This is a genomic window from Maribacter sp. MJ134 (assembly GCF_003970695.1).
Lineage (GTDB): Bacteria > Bacteroidota > Bacteroidia > Flavobacteriales > Flavobacteriaceae > Maribacter.
On sequence record NZ_CP034570.1, the window covers coordinates 1,429,354 to 1,445,738 of the forward strand.

The following is a 16,385-nucleotide window of genomic DNA, read 5'->3' on the forward strand; positions in this document are numbered from 1 at the left end:
TTAATTACCCACCACGGTGGACATATTAGAGACCGTAAACAATTGCTGGTTCACGTTCCTTAGGCTTAGTTTAAATACCTTGGTCTCCTTACGTTGCGATGCACTACCGAAGTTATGGTATATAGTTGCTTTTAGATACGTTGGGGTAAGGCTTTTGTTGCCGAAGTATTTGGCATTTACTTTCCACACTCCTTTTACACTGTCGTCTATAAGGTATTCCTCACTGGAGAATCCTGATATCTTTTCATCTTTGATACGATCTGCATCGGCCAGCAACGAATGTTCCGACTTGAAATAATTTCCCTCGGGATTCACGAACTGTAGTTCAAACTCCGCCTCACTGTCGTTCCACTCGAATACCAGGCGCGTACCGTCGAACTCATCGTCCAAGACCAAATTCTTTAGTTCTCTTCTAGATAACAATTCTCTACCTTTTAAAGCAATAAGATTGTTCAATTCCCTATCCATGATAATACCTAAATCTCCCTCAGCTCTTAAGAAGCCTTCTTCCAACAAGTAACCATATCTAGCATAAATTGCCGCAGCTCTTTGGTTTTCTCCAATCTCGCGATAACTATTGGCCAAATCCATATAACTCTGCGCGTAATTGGGTCTAAGACGAAAAACTTCTTTATATACTTCATTGGCTTCTTTGAGTCTGTCTTCTGCTTGATAGGTATAGGCTAGCGCTTTTAAAGCTAGGGGATTATCATAAATGACTTGTTTGTTGTTTTCAATAATACCGTCTGCAAAATCAGTATTTTTCCATCTATTAGAAAAATGGTCGTAAGCGTCCAAAATATAGAAATATGAACTTCTGTAAACCTTTATCTGCTCATTGTATGTGGCGATGGCCTCGGCCTCGCTTTTACTATCCATTAATTTAGTAAGGTAGATAGGTCTATCTTTTTTTAAATCCTCACTGGTAAGTACATCCCCGTTAAATTTATTGTTCCGAAGTCTTGCCATGTCATATGGCTTATCCGTACCAGGCTCTGGGAAATAGTTAGCTCCTTTGGTGTTAATGACTATGACACCTCCATTTGCTGCTCCTCCATATTTTGTAACGGCCCCTAGACCGCTGATTACAGCAATCCGTTCTATATTTTCTATTTGTAAAAAATTAGGGAAATCTGTAATAATCAATCCATCAACATCATAAATCGCTGGAAAAAATCCAAGAGCACCTCCTCGTAAGTAAACGGTAGGATTTAAAAAATCTAGACCATTTCTTTCTACCCTAACACCAGGAAAACGATATTGTAAAACTGTAGCTATATCTATACCTATGGGATTTAAATCTTTACCTTCTGCAATGCGCACGGCAAAACTGGTAACATCCTTATCCAAGATACCAAAGGCGGTGTTTATAAGATTTTTATTGGTAGCATATTCCGCTCTCAATTGTTTCTGCGATTTCAACACCGTTTTTTCAACGACCACTTCATCCAATTGATTTACTTCTGGGGTCAATTCAATATTTAAAATACGCGTCACATCTTCAACCACTATTTCTAAAGTACGCATGCTGGGATAGGCATAGGAAACTAATTGTCCTGGTCTGGCATTAATGGTATACCTGCCTTCCATATCCGTTTTGGTAGCTTCCTCTGAACCGGAGACTTTTATTTCAGCATTAATAAGAGGTGTATCGAGATAAGTGACCACTCCTTTTATAGTGTTCAATTTTTCCTGTGCAAAAGAAAATGCACTAACAGTACAGACGAGTAATAGGACAACGGCTTTTTTCATGGCATCAATTTTTTATTAAGATAAGAAAAAGACCACAAGAATTAAGCCATCTTATGATTTGATTAACTAAATTTTTAAAGCAATAATTTCTTTTTTAGGATTTTGACCGTCTAGATATAGCCAGACCAATTTCTTTGTTTGTGAAGGATATCCAAAATTAGTGTAAACGGAACACAACAAAACCAAAGGCTCTGAATTGTCCCTCTCTAAGTTACCTAGGAAATCCGCATTTATTTTCCAATTGCCTTTGAGATCGTCATACAATTCAAACTCCTCCATAGCGTAACCTAAACTTACTTCCTCTTCAATTCTACCACTATTCGCCGCACTGGTATGCTCCCAATTGAAATAACGGTTTTGAGGATTAACGAATTGAACGTTGAATTCTGTTTTAGCATTGCTCCACTCCACTAGGAGACGCACATTCATCTGCGTATTCTTAAAATAGGGTTCCGCTACCTTGGTTACATCCAAAACATCTCGTTTTTGAAAAATTAAATTCTTGATTTCTCTTTCTAAGGATTTGTTTATAGGGCTTACATCCATTGCACCATAAGCACCCCCGTTAGCCAGGGTAATGAGACGGTCCAATGCCGCTTGATATTCTTTTTGCTCAAGTTGTAATTTAACCTCGGTGAAAAAGGGTTGTAATGCGGTGGGCTTCACGGTATTTAGCTGGTTATTGAGAATTTGTACGGCATCATAATCTCCTAAATATCGCAAGGACAGGGCTACAAGCCTTAAGTACGATTCTTTGTCAATATTCTTCTCCCATAGATTAGATATCACTCTAGCAGCTAACTTGCGGTCCTTATCCTTGAAAAACTCAAAAGCATCTAGGTAAAAAGAATCGTTGTTCTCATTGAAGTTTCGTAAGGTCAAATACTTACCATATGCCTTATCCATATCCGTATAGGTCTCCAGAGCTTTGGTAAGTGCGGATTTCGTAATAGTGATTTTTGCCTCAGGGTCATAAACATTATTTTGAGCCAAGGCCGTATTTTTTGTTCCACCAGTACCCCCACCGTAAGATGCGGTTTTTGTCGTTATTAAGATTACACCATTGTTACCAGCCGAGCCGTACCTATTGGTAGCTGCGTAACCTTTAAGCACCGTGATATCAGCTACATTGTCGGGGTTTACAAAGCTCGATGCGGCATTGCTAGAACTACCGAAGGAAGAATCGTTCTGCTCCATAGGAACCCCATCGATAACAATAAGTCCGTAATTATTACCCAATATAGTGGCGTTTGTCCGCATAGTGACTTGGGTAAGGTCTTCTCCAGGACCAAGATTGACCCCAGAGAACCTTCCTTGTACCGATTGTCTAATATCTGTCTGTATAGGGGTTATGTCTTCCGAATCGATTGATTGCACCGCATAACCGATTTCTTCCTTGCTTTTGAGGCCATTTCCCGTATTCACAAGATCTTCTGAGATTGCATTGACCCGTTGTTCCGTTACAACCACTTCGTCCAATGTGGTTACATTGGCTTTTAAGAAAACATCTAAGCTTTTATTAAAGTAACCGATTGGAACGGTTTTCATCGTTTTATTTGCCCTGCTGGTAATTAGAATAGAATCACCAGGAACCGCGGGCAAGGAAAATTTACCACTACTATCTGTCTTAATTATCTTGTTACTTCCAATAATTCTAATTTCAATATCGTTGGTAGGGACATTGTCAATATAAACCGTACCGGTTATTTCTTTTTTATTCGGAAGTTCCTTTGCTGCCGCGGTGGCTTTTATATTATCCGGTAATATGGCTGCAAAATCCATTAATCTTCCACGACCTACTAGAGCAGATTTTTTCAAGAATTCCTCATTCCTGTCCAAAGCGCTACTGATAACATAATTACCCTTTTTTACGGGTAAAACCTCATCAGGCACTAAGGCATTACCGTCGGTAAAAAAATATACCGTTTTATTCGCAATCTTGGCGGCAAGACCCTCATAGACTGTTGCGCCATCCGGAACGACGGAAGTTAGGGTAGTTTTCAATTCGCTCCAATCCCCGTTATTAATCTGAAAAACCTTCTCCTCTATAGCGATATCAAAAAGCAAGAGTTGAACGGTTTGGTCGGGACTTCTTTTAAAAATTTTCTCTAAAATTTCAAATTCCTTTTCCATATCTCGGCTCAACATGGAGAATGAAGTGTCCCAACAAATTGTAATCGTATTGTTTTCTACCCCCTGGGCAGTTAGCAGATTTGCCAATAAAATAACTAGGATACTTAGTCTTTTCATATTTTCTAATTGCCTTGATGCGTTTTTAAACGGGGTATTAACATAAGTTCTGTTTGTCTACCGTTAACGTATCTAAATCCGTTCGCTCCAAAAAAACCTGCTTCTTCCAACATAATTCTAATATCCCGGTTCCATTCTGGAATAGTAATCGTGGTATTTAGTTCTATGGCGTAAACGGTATTCGGGTTTAGCGGATAGTTCTCCCCATCGTCCTTCATTACGCCACCTTGAGCATCCCACATACCAATGGTTGTTCCTGCAGAATGACCGTATAAACCAAGAGGATGCGTATAGATAGAAGGCCTTAAACCTGCCGCTTTTGCCTCAGCTAATGATTTTGCCAAAATTTCGTTCCCTGTTTTGCCTGTAACCATGTTCCCGGTCAAAAAGTCTTGGACACGATTCCCATCTTTTAATCCATTGATTAAAAAGTCAGGCGCAGCTTTTTCCTCTGGTTTTAGAACATAGGCTAATTCCTGACAATCTGTATTGAGTCTTAAATAGGTAATGCCAAAATCGCAATGCAACAAATCTCCCGGAAGAATGACCATATCGTCCGGCCTGCCGGAGAACGAATAGAGGTGACCTACCAAATCTTCTTTTGAACGCTGTACATCAACCGTTGGATGAAACCAGGTTTCCAGCCCTAAATCGGTTACCTTTTGACGCATCCACCATTCTACTTCGGTGGTCGTAGTTACCCCTGGAGTAATTACTTTTTCAGAAAAAGCTTCGGCGATAATATCATGGGTGATATCTACCAATTGGTTGTAAATGACCATTTCTCTTTCTGTTCGGGTTTCTATCCATCTCACCGCCAATTGCTCGGCAGAAACAACTCTTTTTTGAAAGCTCTTGGGAAGATTTTGCATGAACTCGTCATAATCTGTCTTATCCAATCCATCCGCAATATTGTGGTCCTTAGAAAAATTGAGCCCTATTTTCTTAGGATTTCTCTCTGTAATTAACTGCATGAGCCGCTTCCACTGATTTGGTTCCTTTTCCTTATCCCAAGCAGATTTAATACTCTTTCCTACATTATAGCGAGCAACCGCTAGTTTTTCAATGGTATTATTGGTCTTATCTCTGTAAAATAAAAGAATAGTTCTTCTCCTTGCATTTAACCAAGTAGCCGGAAGCATGGTCTTGATCACCGGGTCTTCATTATATTCCCTAGAAATAACGACCCACATATCAATATCGGAAGCGTCCATCAATTGCGGAAGCAAATTATTAAAACGATTTTCTAAAATTTCATCGACCACCACGGCCCGTTTGTTTTCAGGTAAAATTTGTTGTCCAGAAACCTGTAAAACAATGAGTAGAAGTATAAGTTTAACAACGTTATGCATTTTTAAATTTTTGGTTTAAAATACGTTTTTTTTAAGGTACAGAAAAATAGAAGTACCTTTAAATGATGAAATATTCCATTTTTAAAATGAAAGAAATTTCGGTTCTTATACCCTTACTTTTTCTAATGATAAGTTGCTCCGAAGACCGTACGGCAGAACCCGAGAAAGAAGACACCGTAGAGACACCATTTAGACCACAGAACGTACTTTTTATAGGAAACAGTCATACCCGTTTTAACCAAGGCGTGGATTTTTATTTAAAAGGTTTTTTAGACAACTTAAACCTCCCTTACGAACCATTCATAGAACGCTCGGCCTTTGATGGCTATACGCTCGATGAGCATTTAGAAAACAACAGTACCACTTCTATACTAGAATCAAAAAAATGGGACATTGTAGTGCTTCAAGAGAATACGTTTAAAGCGGCCAACGACAAGCTTGGTGCTAAGGTTGCTATGGAAAACTTTAAGTTTGCCGTTACTAACAATGATACGCAACTTTATCTTTTTTTAACCTGGGCTTACGAAGATGAGCCAGAAATGTTGTCCAAAATTATCGAAACCTATGAAGAGACGGGTGTGCTTTTAAAAGCTAAAGTTGTTCCGGTAGGAGTAGCTTTTAGAGATTTTAAGAATGCCAACGGAGAAACCATTAACCTTTATAATCCAGACGGAGTGCATCCAAGTATAGCAGGTTCTTTTCTAGCGGCAAGTATGTTTTATTATGCCATATATGACGAGGACCCCACTAAAAATGACTATACCGCTTCACTAGAAGAAGCAACGGCAGATTTACTAAAACAGATGGCAAAGGAAGCTATAGACGCCTACTAATTGCCAAGTAATTTGACAGTCTCCTTACGCATTATCTTACCATTTTCAGTTTCTTTGAACTTCGGTACCATAATTACTTCTTTGGGTATTTGATAGTTTCCAAGAATACCGCTACGCCTTATTTTCATAAGAACCTCTTCCCGATTTAATTTGCCTTCTACGATCAAAACTAATTTCTCACCTAATATTCTATCCGGTTTACCGGCGACAAAGAATCGATTATTAATAAAAGCGGAGAGTGCTGATTCTATTTGCTCGGGAAATAATTTTATGCCCCCGGAATTGATTACATTATCATGTCTACCCAACCAAAGAAACTCCGATGTTGAAGTAAGTTCAACAATATCATTGGTATACACAGTTTCCTCCGAGATATGTGGCGCATCAATAACGAGACAATTCCTTTGATCGGTCGAAATCTTAACTTTTGGGAGCACCTTAAAAGGAAGTGCTGACGAACGAGAGTCGCCCTGAACGGCTCCATTGACTTTTCGAGCAGCAATATGTGTAATAGTCTCCGTCATACCATAGGTCTCATAAATTTGACACCTTTTATCTTGCACTAGATTTTTTAAATCTTGAGAAAAAGGAGCCCCACCAACAATTAGCTTTTCAATAGAATCTATGAAATTGACACTGTTCTGAAGTTGAAGCGGAACCATGGCTGAAAAACTATATTTTTTTCCATCGGATGTAAGTGGACTAGATTTAGGTTCAATCACATCAATATGTAGCCCTAATACCAATGCACGCACCATTAGCATTTTCCCGGCGATATAGGTCATGGGTAAACAATGCAGCACGGTATCCTTTGGTTTTAATACGAAGAAATCCCCTGTAGCCACGGCCGAATTGATCATGTGTTCCTTCAAAATAGAAATACGCTTGGGTGTTCCCGTAGAACCAGAAGTCTGGACACTAATTTCATGGGAGGGCTGTAACCAGTCCAATAAAAAATCACCCAATTTTTTCTCGAACTCCGACCCTTCCTTGACATAACTATAAGACAGTTCAGTAAGGTCCGCCTCCGTACAGGACAAACCGTTAAGGGCAAAATTAGGATGTACATTAACGCTGTTCAACTTCAGTTTCTTTTCTAGCTTGGAACTCTTCCATGGACAATACTTTGCCGGTAAGTTTTTCCCTCCAATTGGACCATCCGTATATCTGAGAAAAAATCAATAATAGTATTGGGAAAACCACAAAAACCGGAATCAAAACGTCCCAACCCAGAACGGGGTCTGAGATATCCCTGTAAACGGAATGTGTCTGAAAAGCTGTCCAGTCCGCCGTGACCAGTAATGCAGCAGTTAAATTATTCGCTGCATGAAAGCCAATTGCGAGCTCTAGCCCGTCATCCATTAGCGTAACAATACCTAAGAAAAAACCCGTACCTATATAAAAGATTAAAATTCCATAACCCAATTTTTCGACCTCTGGATTGAGAATATGCATGAGTCCGAATAATAACGATGTAAATACCAGAGGGAACCATCTGTTTTTAGCCATAACCCCTAAGCCTTGTAACATATAACCTCTAATAAAATATTCCTCCATACTGGTTTGCAGGGGAATCATCACGATAGCGATTACAGCTAAAATGAGGAACGGTGTCATTTGAAAGTTATATTCATAGTCTTCCGGTGCCAAATACATATCCAGAAAAATAAAAAGTACGGAGATAATCGCCCATAGACCAAAAGCGAACAGTATTCTAGACCAATCTATTTTCTTTCTTGCCGTAGTTAAAGAGGTCAACGATTGTTTATGAACAAATTTTACGAATAGGAATAATGCTCCTAGCCCAATAGCAAAAGTTAGTAGCATTAGAAACAAGAAGGTGTTGGAACCGAGTATATTGGACATTACTCCTAAATCACCACTCCCTAAGACAGCAAGGGAGTCGCTCTTTAAAATTAAAGCGGCCACTAAAGGAACGCCTCCCAATATTTGCCAAACAAAAAATACGGCAATAATACCGAGCACGTATCTCCACCCTTCGCTTAAACCCTTATATCCCTGCTCTATGTACATAAATTCTTTATTAATTTGTTATCCCAAACCTTTTTTGGGTTATAGTATAAACTTCCGTTTCTTACCTCCAAAGGACTATCGATATTATTAGTGAATAAAGCCCCTGTACCCAAGCCTTGCGGTAAATTACTATTTAAAACGGAGGTCCATTGTGCAATTGCGTTTAACCCTATATTACTTTCCAATGCACTGGTAACCCACCAACCGATTTTATATTTTTCCGCAATAGATATCCATTCCTCACTACCCTGAAAACCACCGACCAAACTTGGTTTTAGAATAATATACTGAGGGCGTACCGTTCTTAGCAGTTCGTCCTTTTTTTCAATATCTACGATTCCTATCAGTTCTTCATCCAATGCAATTGGCAAGGGTGTCTCACTACACAATTCTTTGAGTGAATTCCATTGTCCTGCTTTGATGGGTTGTTCAATGGAGTGAAGATCAAGGGTTGAAAGTATACTCAATTTATCCAAAGCTTCAAACGAAGAAAATGCACCATTGGCATCTACCCGTAATTCTATTTCGTCTTTATCAAATCGATTTCTAATGGATTGCAACAATGTTATTTCCTTATTAAAATCAACCGCTCCTATCTTCATTTTAATACAAGAGAATCCTTCTACTAACTTGCGCTGAATCTGTTCATGCATAAAGTCGATATCACCCATCCAGATGAGCCCGTTTATTGCTATAGGCTTATACTCGTTAACAAATGGCGTATGAAATAGTTTAAAGGAATCTCGTGCCGCTAGGGACAAAAATGCCTGTTCCAAACCAAACTGAATACTAGGAAAGTGTTTCAATTCTTTTATCAACTCTCCTTCCCCGAGATTAATATTCCGAGACACCCAGGCTAGCTTTTCCTCGTAATCGGGTACATCATCATAACTTAAGCCCCTAAATACAGCACATTCCCCTATACCGTACTGTCCACTATCCTCCAAAATAAGGAACCATGTTTCCTTAGTCTTTAGGGTTCCACGAGAAGTTCCGCTAGGCCGTTTAAAATTAAGTATGTGTTTTTTATAAGTGGCTTTCATATTAAGCCTATAAATTTAGGTATATTTTAGCGGTCTAAAAGAACAAGATGGGGCATATACAAGGAAAAAAAATATGGATTACCGGCGCATCCTCTGGTATAGGTGAAGCATTGACCTATAGATTGAACGAACTAGGTTGCTTTCTTATCATTTCCTCAAGGAGACCTGAAGCATTATTAAGCGTTAAAAATAACTGCAAAAATCCAAAAAAGGTATCTATTTTACCTTTGGATTTAGCAGCTTTTAACACACTCTCCGAAGCAACCGAAAAAGCTATTGCGTTCTATGGCAGAATAGACATTTTAATTAATAACGGCGGTATAAGTCAACGCTCTTTAATAAAAAACACTAAGTTTGAAGTTTTTCAAAAAATGATAGACGTTAACTATCTGGGAACTATAAAATTAACAAAGTCATTACTTCCGTATTTTTTAGCCGAAAAAGGTGGTCATTTCGTTACGGTTACAAGCCTTATGGGAAAATTTGGTTCACCTTACAGGTCCGGGTATTGTGGTGCTAAACATGCCCTTCATGGCTTCTTCGATGTCTTGCGGATGGAACATGAAAAAGACCATATTAACGTTACACTTGTATGTCCAGGATTCATTCAAACCAATGTGGCAAAAAATGCACTAGTAGGAGATGGCAGTCAACAAAGAAAACAGGACGAAGCTACGGCCAATGGAATGTCTCCAAACGAATGCGCCGCTAAAATCATAAAGGCGATAGAGAAAAATAAATTTGAAGTATATATCGGTGGTAAGGAAACTTTTGGAGTCTATCTAAAACGCTTCTTTCCAAAAATGCTACACCGGGTTGTTCTAAAAAGTGCGGTTCGTTAAATACGTACTACTTGAAATTGAACCAGAAACGAACTCCATCAGAGGTCTTATCCGTATTTAAATTGGTCTGTAGCTGATTTGCAAGTCTATTCATTAGACGAATACCCATGGAAGAGTTTGCCCGTTCTTCGGTATCCTTCGGCAGACCCACGCCATTATCGGTATATTCAAAAAAGCCTTCCCTACCCGCTATTTTTCTAAGATGAATATATATTTTACCGTCCTCTTCGTTTTGCGGGAAAGCGTATTTAAAGGAGTTAGAAACAAGTTCGTTCAATATTAGTCCAAAAGGTATCGCCCTATCAATATCAAGCTCTACACCTTCGGCATCTATAGTGATATTAATATTATGACCACCCTTCTTGTAGACTGACTGTACACTGTTAATAAGACTCTCGATGTAACCCTGCATTTCTATTACCGACAAGTCGTCATTCTGATACAATTTTTGGTGAATGAGCGCCATGGCCTTCACCCTACTTTTTCCTTCCTCTAGTGCCTCAATTGCAGCCTTACTTCGCGTATTCTTAGTCTGAAGGCTCAACAAGCTCGAAACCATCTGCAAATTGTTCTTCACTCTATGATGAATTTCTTTTAATAGAGAGTCTTTTTCTACCAATGAGTTTTCTATAATATGTTTCTGCTCCGCTATTAAACGTTGGTTCTTAATACTCTTTAAGTAGGCATACACCAACCCCGCAAACCCCAGCAAAGTGAATATCAATGAAATGAACACCAAACTTATCCTTTCATCCTTAGCGGCAATATCATTTCTTGATTGCTCTAAATCCGCCTTTTGCTGCTCGATCATATCCTTGGAATACTCTACTTCTTGAGTAATGACAGCAGCCAATTGCTGATTTCTAATATTTGACTCATTAAATTCTATAGAATCCCTTATTCTAGTATTTCTTTTTAGATAGGTATTGGAACTCCTATAATCTCCGGTCTTATCGTAGTAAGAGGCATATAGACGATTTTTCTTTAGAATATTCTCCGTTTTAACCGGCGTTAAGTCATCACTTAAATAGTCCGTAGCCTTTTCAAAATTGTTCAGGTTTAAATGACACTCGGCAATTTCCAAGGTATTTTCCACTAAGTCTGACGAAAATTTGCCTGGGTTATATTTTTTTATTGCCTCAATGCTTTTTTCCAAATACGGAATGGCCTCCTCATACTCCTTTAACTGAACATAGCATTTTCCAATATTTCCTAAAATAATGCCTTTTAGGAGGTTTGCCTGTACAAGTTGGTTGTCTGATTTTACCTGTATAACATCGCTAAAATAAACATCTATCAGGGCATTGGCTTTATTGAACTGTGTTAACGCGGTGGGTGTGGATTTATCTAGCCTCAGATAATTTCCAATATTGTTGTTATATACGGCCTGTGCATAAAAGTCGCCATCTTCAATTTCCTTTTTCTCCTCGGTCATATAGTCCTTCATAGCCTTTCTGTGCTGACCTAAGCTAGAATAGATGTCATAGAAGGCGATGTTCTTAGTAATACCTATCTCTCGCTTGCGTCTTCTGACCTCTATTTGCTTTTCATACAGTTCCAACCTAGCATAATCAGCATCCATCAATTCCAAAATAAGCGATTTGATGTCTATATCGTAAGAATCCATTTCCTCATAGAGCTCTTTGACAATGGCGAGACTTTTTTCATAGTCCCCTAAATCGTAGTAAAGTTGACCTTGCATCAACTTATAATTAACAATACCGGTGGAGTCCTTTGTTTTCTGGGAACTGTTCAAGTAAACGTTCACGGTGTCTAACCAATCATAAGCAGAATTCTGATTATATCTATCCGGAGTACCGAAAAAAAAGGTAGACCTCAACTCTGAATCTTCGAGTTCTTGAAATTGCTCGTAATAATCAGTAGCGTCTAGGGAATCCTGAGCAGAAACCGAAAAGGCCATGAGCAGGAACACAGTAATTAAAAAAAGATTAGAACAAACGTTTTTTTTCATATCATATTAGGACACCATATCAAACTTAAAACTATTCTTTGATATTGCTAAATTTTTGTTGTTACCCCTTCATCATAATTTCTAACGAAGTGTAACGAATTTAATCGGTTTCAATAAGTTGGTGTTCTAAGAATACAACCGTATCAATAACCGCCAAAAGTTTCAAAAGGGTTTTAAATGCACGGTTCACCGTAATAAGGACAAATTGAATTGTGCAACTGGAATCTAAAACGAATAACAGCACCCTCCTTTTACAAAAATATTATATAAGCAACCAGGTATGGGAATATTGTTGTGTAAAGGGCCTATTTTGTTGTGAAACTTTGTTTAGACCAAAAGACTTGCGGTTCAGCGTTATTACCTGCATTTCATCGATGATTTGTTGTGCTGCATAAAGACGATTAAATCACGATTCCTAATAATTTCATATGAACCAAAAAAAATCACTCCTAAAGAAGTGATTTTTAAAATGCGTTATTCAGAACGTCATGAATTCATGGCAGAAATAATGAACTCCTTAAAGTCTTTAGAGATAGGAATAAGGGTATTATTAATCATAATATCCTTTGAATTGATGGCATCGATATGATCTACATTAACGATATAGGATTTATGCGCCCTATAAAATTTATTCTTCGGCAGCTTTTCTAAATAATCCTTTAAAGGAGACCTTACCAGGAACTTCTTATCAACCGTATTCACCTCTAAGTAAACATTATCTGCCTTAATGAACTGTATATCCCCGAACTGAATTCTATAATAGAGGTGTTGTTTCTTTACGAAAATGGAATCTTTTAATATGGAATTGGACATCGGTACATCCTCGTTGACCGTTCCCTCATTTACACCGCTATTCCCTGGTTGTTTGCCATAAATAAAATTAGATAAAGCAATTTCTATAGAAGTATACAGATCTTGTTGCTCAAAAGGCTTTACAAGATAACCGTTTGGTTTAACGGTCTTGGCATTTTCTACGGTAGCCCTATCAGAGTTTGAAGTTACAAATATGAAAGGAATGTCATAATTCTCACGAATATGCTTTCCTAAATCTATACCGGTCTTGTCAGATGCTAGAATTATATCTATTAAAACAAGGTCTACCTGTTGCGTTTTCAACACTTCGACAGCCTGCTCATAAACAATAACATTGTCTACAATCTCATAACCGATTTCCTCCAACATGGACTGCATATCATCAGCGATGATAACGTTGTCCTCCACGATAAGTATTTTAATAGATTGCTCCAAATTTATTTGTGGTTTAGATGGTTTACACTCAAAATTACAAAAAATAATTGTATCCAAAATAAAAGAGCAATGCCATTGCAAAAGCACTCAACGCCAACTTTTTGAGTTCGGGATCCAAGTTTTTGGGAATAGCCGTATTTTTAACTTTGAACGCATGCCATACTATAGGTACAAATGAAAGAAGACATAATAACTGACTCCAGTGCTTATACGTCAAGAATATAAATAGGGCTAAGCTTATGAACGAGCCAAAAAGAAGTACGTAATGGTACTTTTTTCCTGCTTCGAAACCTATTTTCACGATTACAGTATTCTTACCTGATTCCTTATCGGAGTTAAAGTCTCTTAGATTATTTAAATTTAAAACACCGACACTAAGCAAACCAATACTTATGGCAGGCAACAAACCCAATAGATAGAAGGAAGAAGTGTATAAAAATAGGGAACCTAAAACACTGACCAAACCAAAGAATACAAAAACAAAAACATCCCCTAGACCTTTGTAACCATAGGCCGTATCACCTACAGTATATTTAATTGCCGCCCATATACTTAAGGCACCAAGTAGAAGAAATGTCAAGGACAGAACAAGGTTCTCCTCTCCAAAGGCCATATAGATCAAAGCTATGACCAAAAGCATATTAATAATTACGGAAACAATAATACCCCTCTTTAAGATGGTCCGTGACAGCAACCCGCTTTGTAGTGCTCTTTTAGGACCAACTCTATTATGATTATCGGTTCCTTTTACACCATCTCCGTAGTCATTCGCGAAATTTGAAGTGATCTGAAAACCAATGGTAGTGAAAATTGCCAACCAGAAAAGTGTTGTATTGCTATCGCCAAGATAGCCCGCTAAAGCAGTACCGATCAGTATTCCCGAAATGGATAGGGGTAGCGTTCTAGGCCTAGCAGCATTAATCCATGCGCTTAGTTTACGCACTAATAAGGGTCTTCTATTTGAATTCTTTTACCTTCTTTGTACGAAGCTACAAAAGCATCTTCAAAACCAATATCAACCAGTTGTTTCCTAAACGACTGTGCTTCTTCAAGCGTTTCAAAATTACCGAGTGAGTACGAATAAAATGGATTTGTTTTAACGAACAATGTGTTGGTGAGCGCTTCTGAAGCCAGTGTTACGTTGTTATCCACAAAAGATTTCACCTGCACTGAGTAAATTTTCTCTTTTTCTAAAAATTCCTTGGCCAGATAAAATTCCTTTACCAAACTTAACTCCTCGTTTTGAACCTTTAAATTATCGATTCTTGTTTTAATAGCATCCAAACTGTCAATTGAAACAAGGAGATTATTGTTTTGTCTGTCGTAATTGTTAGACATGCTTAAGCCAGCTGCGAGAGAACCAAAGGCTAGTCCTCCTATTAAAAAGAATGCTGTTATACCTGCAAAAATGTTACGTTGAATTTTACTTTTCTTAAGTTCTTTATTTTTGAATTTAATTTGATCCAACAAACGCTCATTGATAATTTGAGCCTTATCAACATCCTTATGCAATTCTAATAAATCACTTTCTTCTATAAATGGCATAATCTTTATCTTTTATAGGGGCTTATTCTGTCTTAAGATAGTCAAAAAAGAGTACTTAAATTAACTAAATTCTTTAAGTAGCACAAAAATAAGATTTATGACATATTATCCTAGGAAATAGATAAATAAAATTTCTTATAACTCTGCTAATCAAATAATTGAGAAAAATCTTACATAGTTATATTATTCTGTAGTGATACTGATACCATCTTCCTCCATCGTAATTTTCCTAGCTTTATAAAGTGTGCCCAATCCTTTCTTAAAGGTCTTCTTACTCATTTGCATCATATCTCTAATTTCCTCCGGGTTAGATTTATCGTGTAGCGCAAGAAATCCCCCGTTTTCCTTAAGCACTTCATATATCTTATTGGCGGCTGGCTCCAACACCCTACTTCCTAAAGGCTGAAGGGAAATATCAATTTTATTGTCCTTTCGAATTTTCTTTACACATCCGGGGATGACGTCACCAATATTAATCGCTTTAAACACCTCATTAAAGTATACCAGACCTTTGTGCCGCTCATTAACAATTACTTCCCAGCCCAAATCCGTTTGCCTCGTAACCACCAAATCTACTTGGTCCCATTCCTTTAATTCTAAATGGTCGTTACTTAGAAATTTATCTAATTTGTTAGATGCGACGAGTCTTCCTGATTTTTGATCTAAATAACAATGTACTACATACCATTGCCCTTGCTTCATTTTATCTCGCTGCTCTCTAAAAGGAACAAGAAGGTGTTTTTCCAGACCCCATTCCATAAAAGCTCCGTATTCATTAATTTCCGCTACTTGTAACAGACGAAATTCCCCAAGCATAATATAAGGCTCAAGAGTAGTGGCCACAGGTCTTTCATCGTAATCCAAATAGCAAAAAACTTCTATGAATTTCCCTATTTCATAATCGGCCGGCACATACTTATTGGGCAATAAAACATCATTACCTTCGCCATCACCCAAGAAAAGGCCAACGCTTGTATCCCTAAGAATTTCCAGTTTATTTTTTCTTCCTAAATCGATCATAGGACAAAATTAAGCTTTCTATCCATACTACTATTACAATTGGTGACATCTTAAATTTATTCAACAAAAAAAGACCGTTCTTAAGAAACGGCCTTTAACTTTTAATGTCGATTATCTAATAGATAGATGCTTTATTAAAATGCTTACAAAGCATGTAATAAACAACTGCTCTATGTTTGTTCTTATTAGAAGAACCGTACTTATCTAGTACACTTTTAATAGCGTCCATCAATTCAGGACTGTCTTTTAAGCCTAATTTTTTAATCAGGTAGTTATTTTTTACCGTTTGTAATTCTTTCTCATCACCTCCAGAAACTTTAGAAGCATCCAAATTGTAAATCGAAGGGCCTAAGCCAATCGTAACCTTGGTTAGCAAATCCATATCTGCACTTTCACCAAATTTGTCCTTGATGTCCGCAGCATACTTCGTAATCAAATCATCTCTTTTACTCATAATTAACAGTGTCTTATTTGTTATAATTAATGGTTAATAG

14 protein-coding genes are annotated in these 16,385 nt (G+C 37.8%); 2 read left to right on the forward strand and 12 right to left on the reverse strand.

What is annotated here, in order from left to right:
- The 3 genes from EJ994_RS06285 to EJ994_RS06295 all read right to left on the reverse strand — a co-directional run bounded on the left by EJ994_RS06285 (window position 1) and on the right by EJ994_RS06295 (window position 5,354).
- Complete coding sequence (locus EJ994_RS06285) at window positions 1–1,752, reverse strand: carboxypeptidase-like regulatory domain-containing protein (RefSeq protein ID WP_126591687.1); 1,752 nt, start codon at window positions 1,750–1,752, stop codon at window positions 1–3.
- Between the two features lie 66 nt (window positions 1,753–1,818).
- Window positions 1,819–4,002, reverse strand: a complete 2,184-nt coding sequence (locus tag EJ994_RS06290) for a TonB-dependent receptor plug domain-containing protein (RefSeq protein ID WP_126591688.1) — start codon at window positions 4,000–4,002, stop codon at window positions 1,819–1,821.
- Between the two features lie 5 nt (window positions 4,003–4,007).
- Window positions 4,008–5,354, reverse strand: a complete 1,347-nt coding sequence (locus tag EJ994_RS06295; protein WP_126591689.1) for a M24 family metallopeptidase — start codon at window positions 5,352–5,354, stop codon at window positions 4,008–4,010.
- 86 nt (window positions 5,355–5,440) lie between these two features.
- Here EJ994_RS06295 and EJ994_RS06300 point away from each other — a divergent pair, with 86 nt between their 5' ends.
- A complete protein-coding gene (locus tag EJ994_RS06300; RefSeq protein ID WP_126591690.1) occupies window positions 5,441–6,187 on the forward strand; it encodes a DUF4886 domain-containing protein in 747 nt (248 codons plus the stop codon).
- On the opposite strand, the gene EJ994_RS06305 is transcribed toward EJ994_RS06300, so the two are convergent.
- The 3 genes from EJ994_RS06305 to EJ994_RS06315 are packed head-to-tail and all read right to left on the reverse strand — an operon-like array spanning window position 6,184 to window position 9,264.
- The gene (locus EJ994_RS06305) at window positions 6,184–7,269 is read right to left on the reverse strand and encodes an AMP-binding protein (protein WP_126591691.1); all 1,086 of its coding nucleotides are present in this window, start codon (window positions 7,267–7,269) and stop codon (window positions 6,184–6,186) included. The two genes, EJ994_RS06300 and EJ994_RS06305, sit on opposite strands and share 4 nt — an antisense overlap.
- Window positions 7,256–8,221: a CPBP family intramembrane glutamic endopeptidase gene (locus EJ994_RS06310; RefSeq protein ID WP_126591692.1), complete on the reverse strand. Its 966-nt coding sequence runs from the start codon at window positions 8,219–8,221 to the stop codon at window positions 7,256–7,258. The genes EJ994_RS06305 and EJ994_RS06310 overlap by 14 nt, the downstream gene beginning before the upstream one ends.
- The gene (locus EJ994_RS06315) at window positions 8,212–9,264 is read right to left on the reverse strand and encodes an o-succinylbenzoate synthase (RefSeq protein WP_126591693.1); all 1,053 of its coding nucleotides are present in this window, start codon (window positions 9,262–9,264) and stop codon (window positions 8,212–8,214) included. The genes EJ994_RS06310 and EJ994_RS06315 overlap by 10 nt, the downstream gene beginning before the upstream one ends.
- Before the next feature lie 47 nt (window positions 9,265–9,311).
- On the opposite strand from EJ994_RS06315, the gene EJ994_RS06320 reads away from it, so the two are divergent.
- On the forward strand, window positions 9,312–10,106 hold the full coding sequence (locus EJ994_RS06320; RefSeq protein WP_126591694.1) for an SDR family oxidoreductase: 795 nt from the start codon (window positions 9,312–9,314) through the stop codon (window positions 10,104–10,106).
- A 7-nt stretch (window positions 10,107–10,113) separates the two neighbouring features.
- Here EJ994_RS06320 and EJ994_RS06325 read toward each other — a convergent pair whose 3' ends face one another.
- The 6 genes from EJ994_RS06325 to EJ994_RS06350 form a co-directional block, all read right to left on the reverse strand.
- Window positions 10,114–12,078, reverse strand: a complete 1,965-nt coding sequence (locus EJ994_RS06325; protein ID WP_126591695.1) for a histidine kinase dimerization/phosphoacceptor domain -containing protein — start codon at window positions 12,076–12,078, stop codon at window positions 10,114–10,116.
- A gap of 486 nt (window positions 12,079–12,564) precedes the next feature.
- A complete protein-coding gene (locus EJ994_RS06330; RefSeq protein WP_126591696.1) occupies window positions 12,565–13,326 on the reverse strand; it encodes a LytR/AlgR family response regulator transcription factor in 762 nt (253 codons plus the stop codon).
- Between the two features lie 34 nt (window positions 13,327–13,360).
- Entirely contained in the window at window positions 13,361–14,269 is a 909-nt protein-coding gene (gene menA, locus EJ994_RS06335; protein WP_126591697.1) for a 1,4-dihydroxy-2-naphthoate octaprenyltransferase, read from the reverse strand.
- Window positions 14,269–14,871, reverse strand: coding sequence for an SPOR domain-containing protein (locus EJ994_RS06340; RefSeq protein ID WP_099574821.1), 603 nt, complete (start codon window positions 14,869–14,871; stop codon window positions 14,269–14,271). Before EJ994_RS06340 ends, menA begins: the two co-directional genes overlap by 1 nt.
- 183 nt (window positions 14,872–15,054) lie before the next feature.
- Window positions 15,055–15,891 carry a S1 RNA-binding domain-containing protein gene (locus tag EJ994_RS06345; RefSeq protein WP_126591698.1) on the reverse strand — a complete coding sequence of 279 codons (837 nt, stop codon included), beginning with the start codon at window positions 15,889–15,891 and terminating at the stop codon, window positions 15,055–15,057.
- 115 nt (window positions 15,892–16,006) lie between these two features.
- Window positions 16,007–16,345 carry a DUF2853 family protein gene (locus tag EJ994_RS06350; protein ID WP_126591699.1) on the reverse strand — a complete coding sequence of 113 codons (339 nt, stop codon included), beginning with the start codon at window positions 16,343–16,345 and terminating at the stop codon, window positions 16,007–16,009.
- Window positions 16,346–16,385: the final 40 nt, after the last annotated feature.

Coding starts and splice junctions, on each gene's coding strand:
- EJ994_RS06285 (WP_126591687.1), bottom strand. CDS start 1,752: ATGAAAAAAGCCGTTGTCCTATTACTCGTCTGTACTGTTAGTGCATTT.
- EJ994_RS06290 (WP_126591688.1), bottom strand. CDS start 4,002: ATGAAAAGACTAAGTATCCTAGTTATTTTATTGGCAAATCTGCTAACT.
- EJ994_RS06295 (WP_126591689.1), bottom strand. CDS start 5,354: ATGCATAACGTTGTTAAACTTATACTTCTACTCATTGTTTTACAGGTT.
- EJ994_RS06300 (WP_126591690.1), top strand. CDS start 5,441: ATGAAAGAAATTTCGGTTCTTATACCCTTACTTTTTCTAATGATAAGT.
- EJ994_RS06310 (WP_126591692.1), bottom strand. CDS start 8,221: ATGTACATAGAGCAGGGATATAAGGGTTTAAGCGAAGGGTGGAGATAC.
- EJ994_RS06315 (WP_126591693.1), bottom strand. CDS start 9,264: ATGAAAGCCACTTATAAAAAACACATACTTAATTTTAAACGGCCTAGC.
- EJ994_RS06320 (WP_126591694.1), top strand. CDS start 9,312: ATGGGGCATATACAAGGAAAAAAAATATGGATTACCGGCGCATCCTCT.
- EJ994_RS06325 (WP_126591695.1), bottom strand. CDS start 12,078: ATGAAAAAAAACGTTTGTTCTAATCTTTTTTTAATTACTGTGTTCCTG.
- EJ994_RS06340 (WP_099574821.1), bottom strand. CDS start 14,871: ATGCCATTTATAGAAGAAAGTGATTTATTAGAATTGCATAAGGATGTT.
- EJ994_RS06345 (WP_126591698.1), bottom strand. CDS start 15,891: ATGATCGATTTAGGAAGAAAAAATAAACTGGAAATTCTTAGGGATACA.
- EJ994_RS06350 (WP_126591699.1), bottom strand. CDS start 16,345: ATGAGTAAAAGAGATGATTTGATTACGAAGTATGCTGCGGACATCAAG.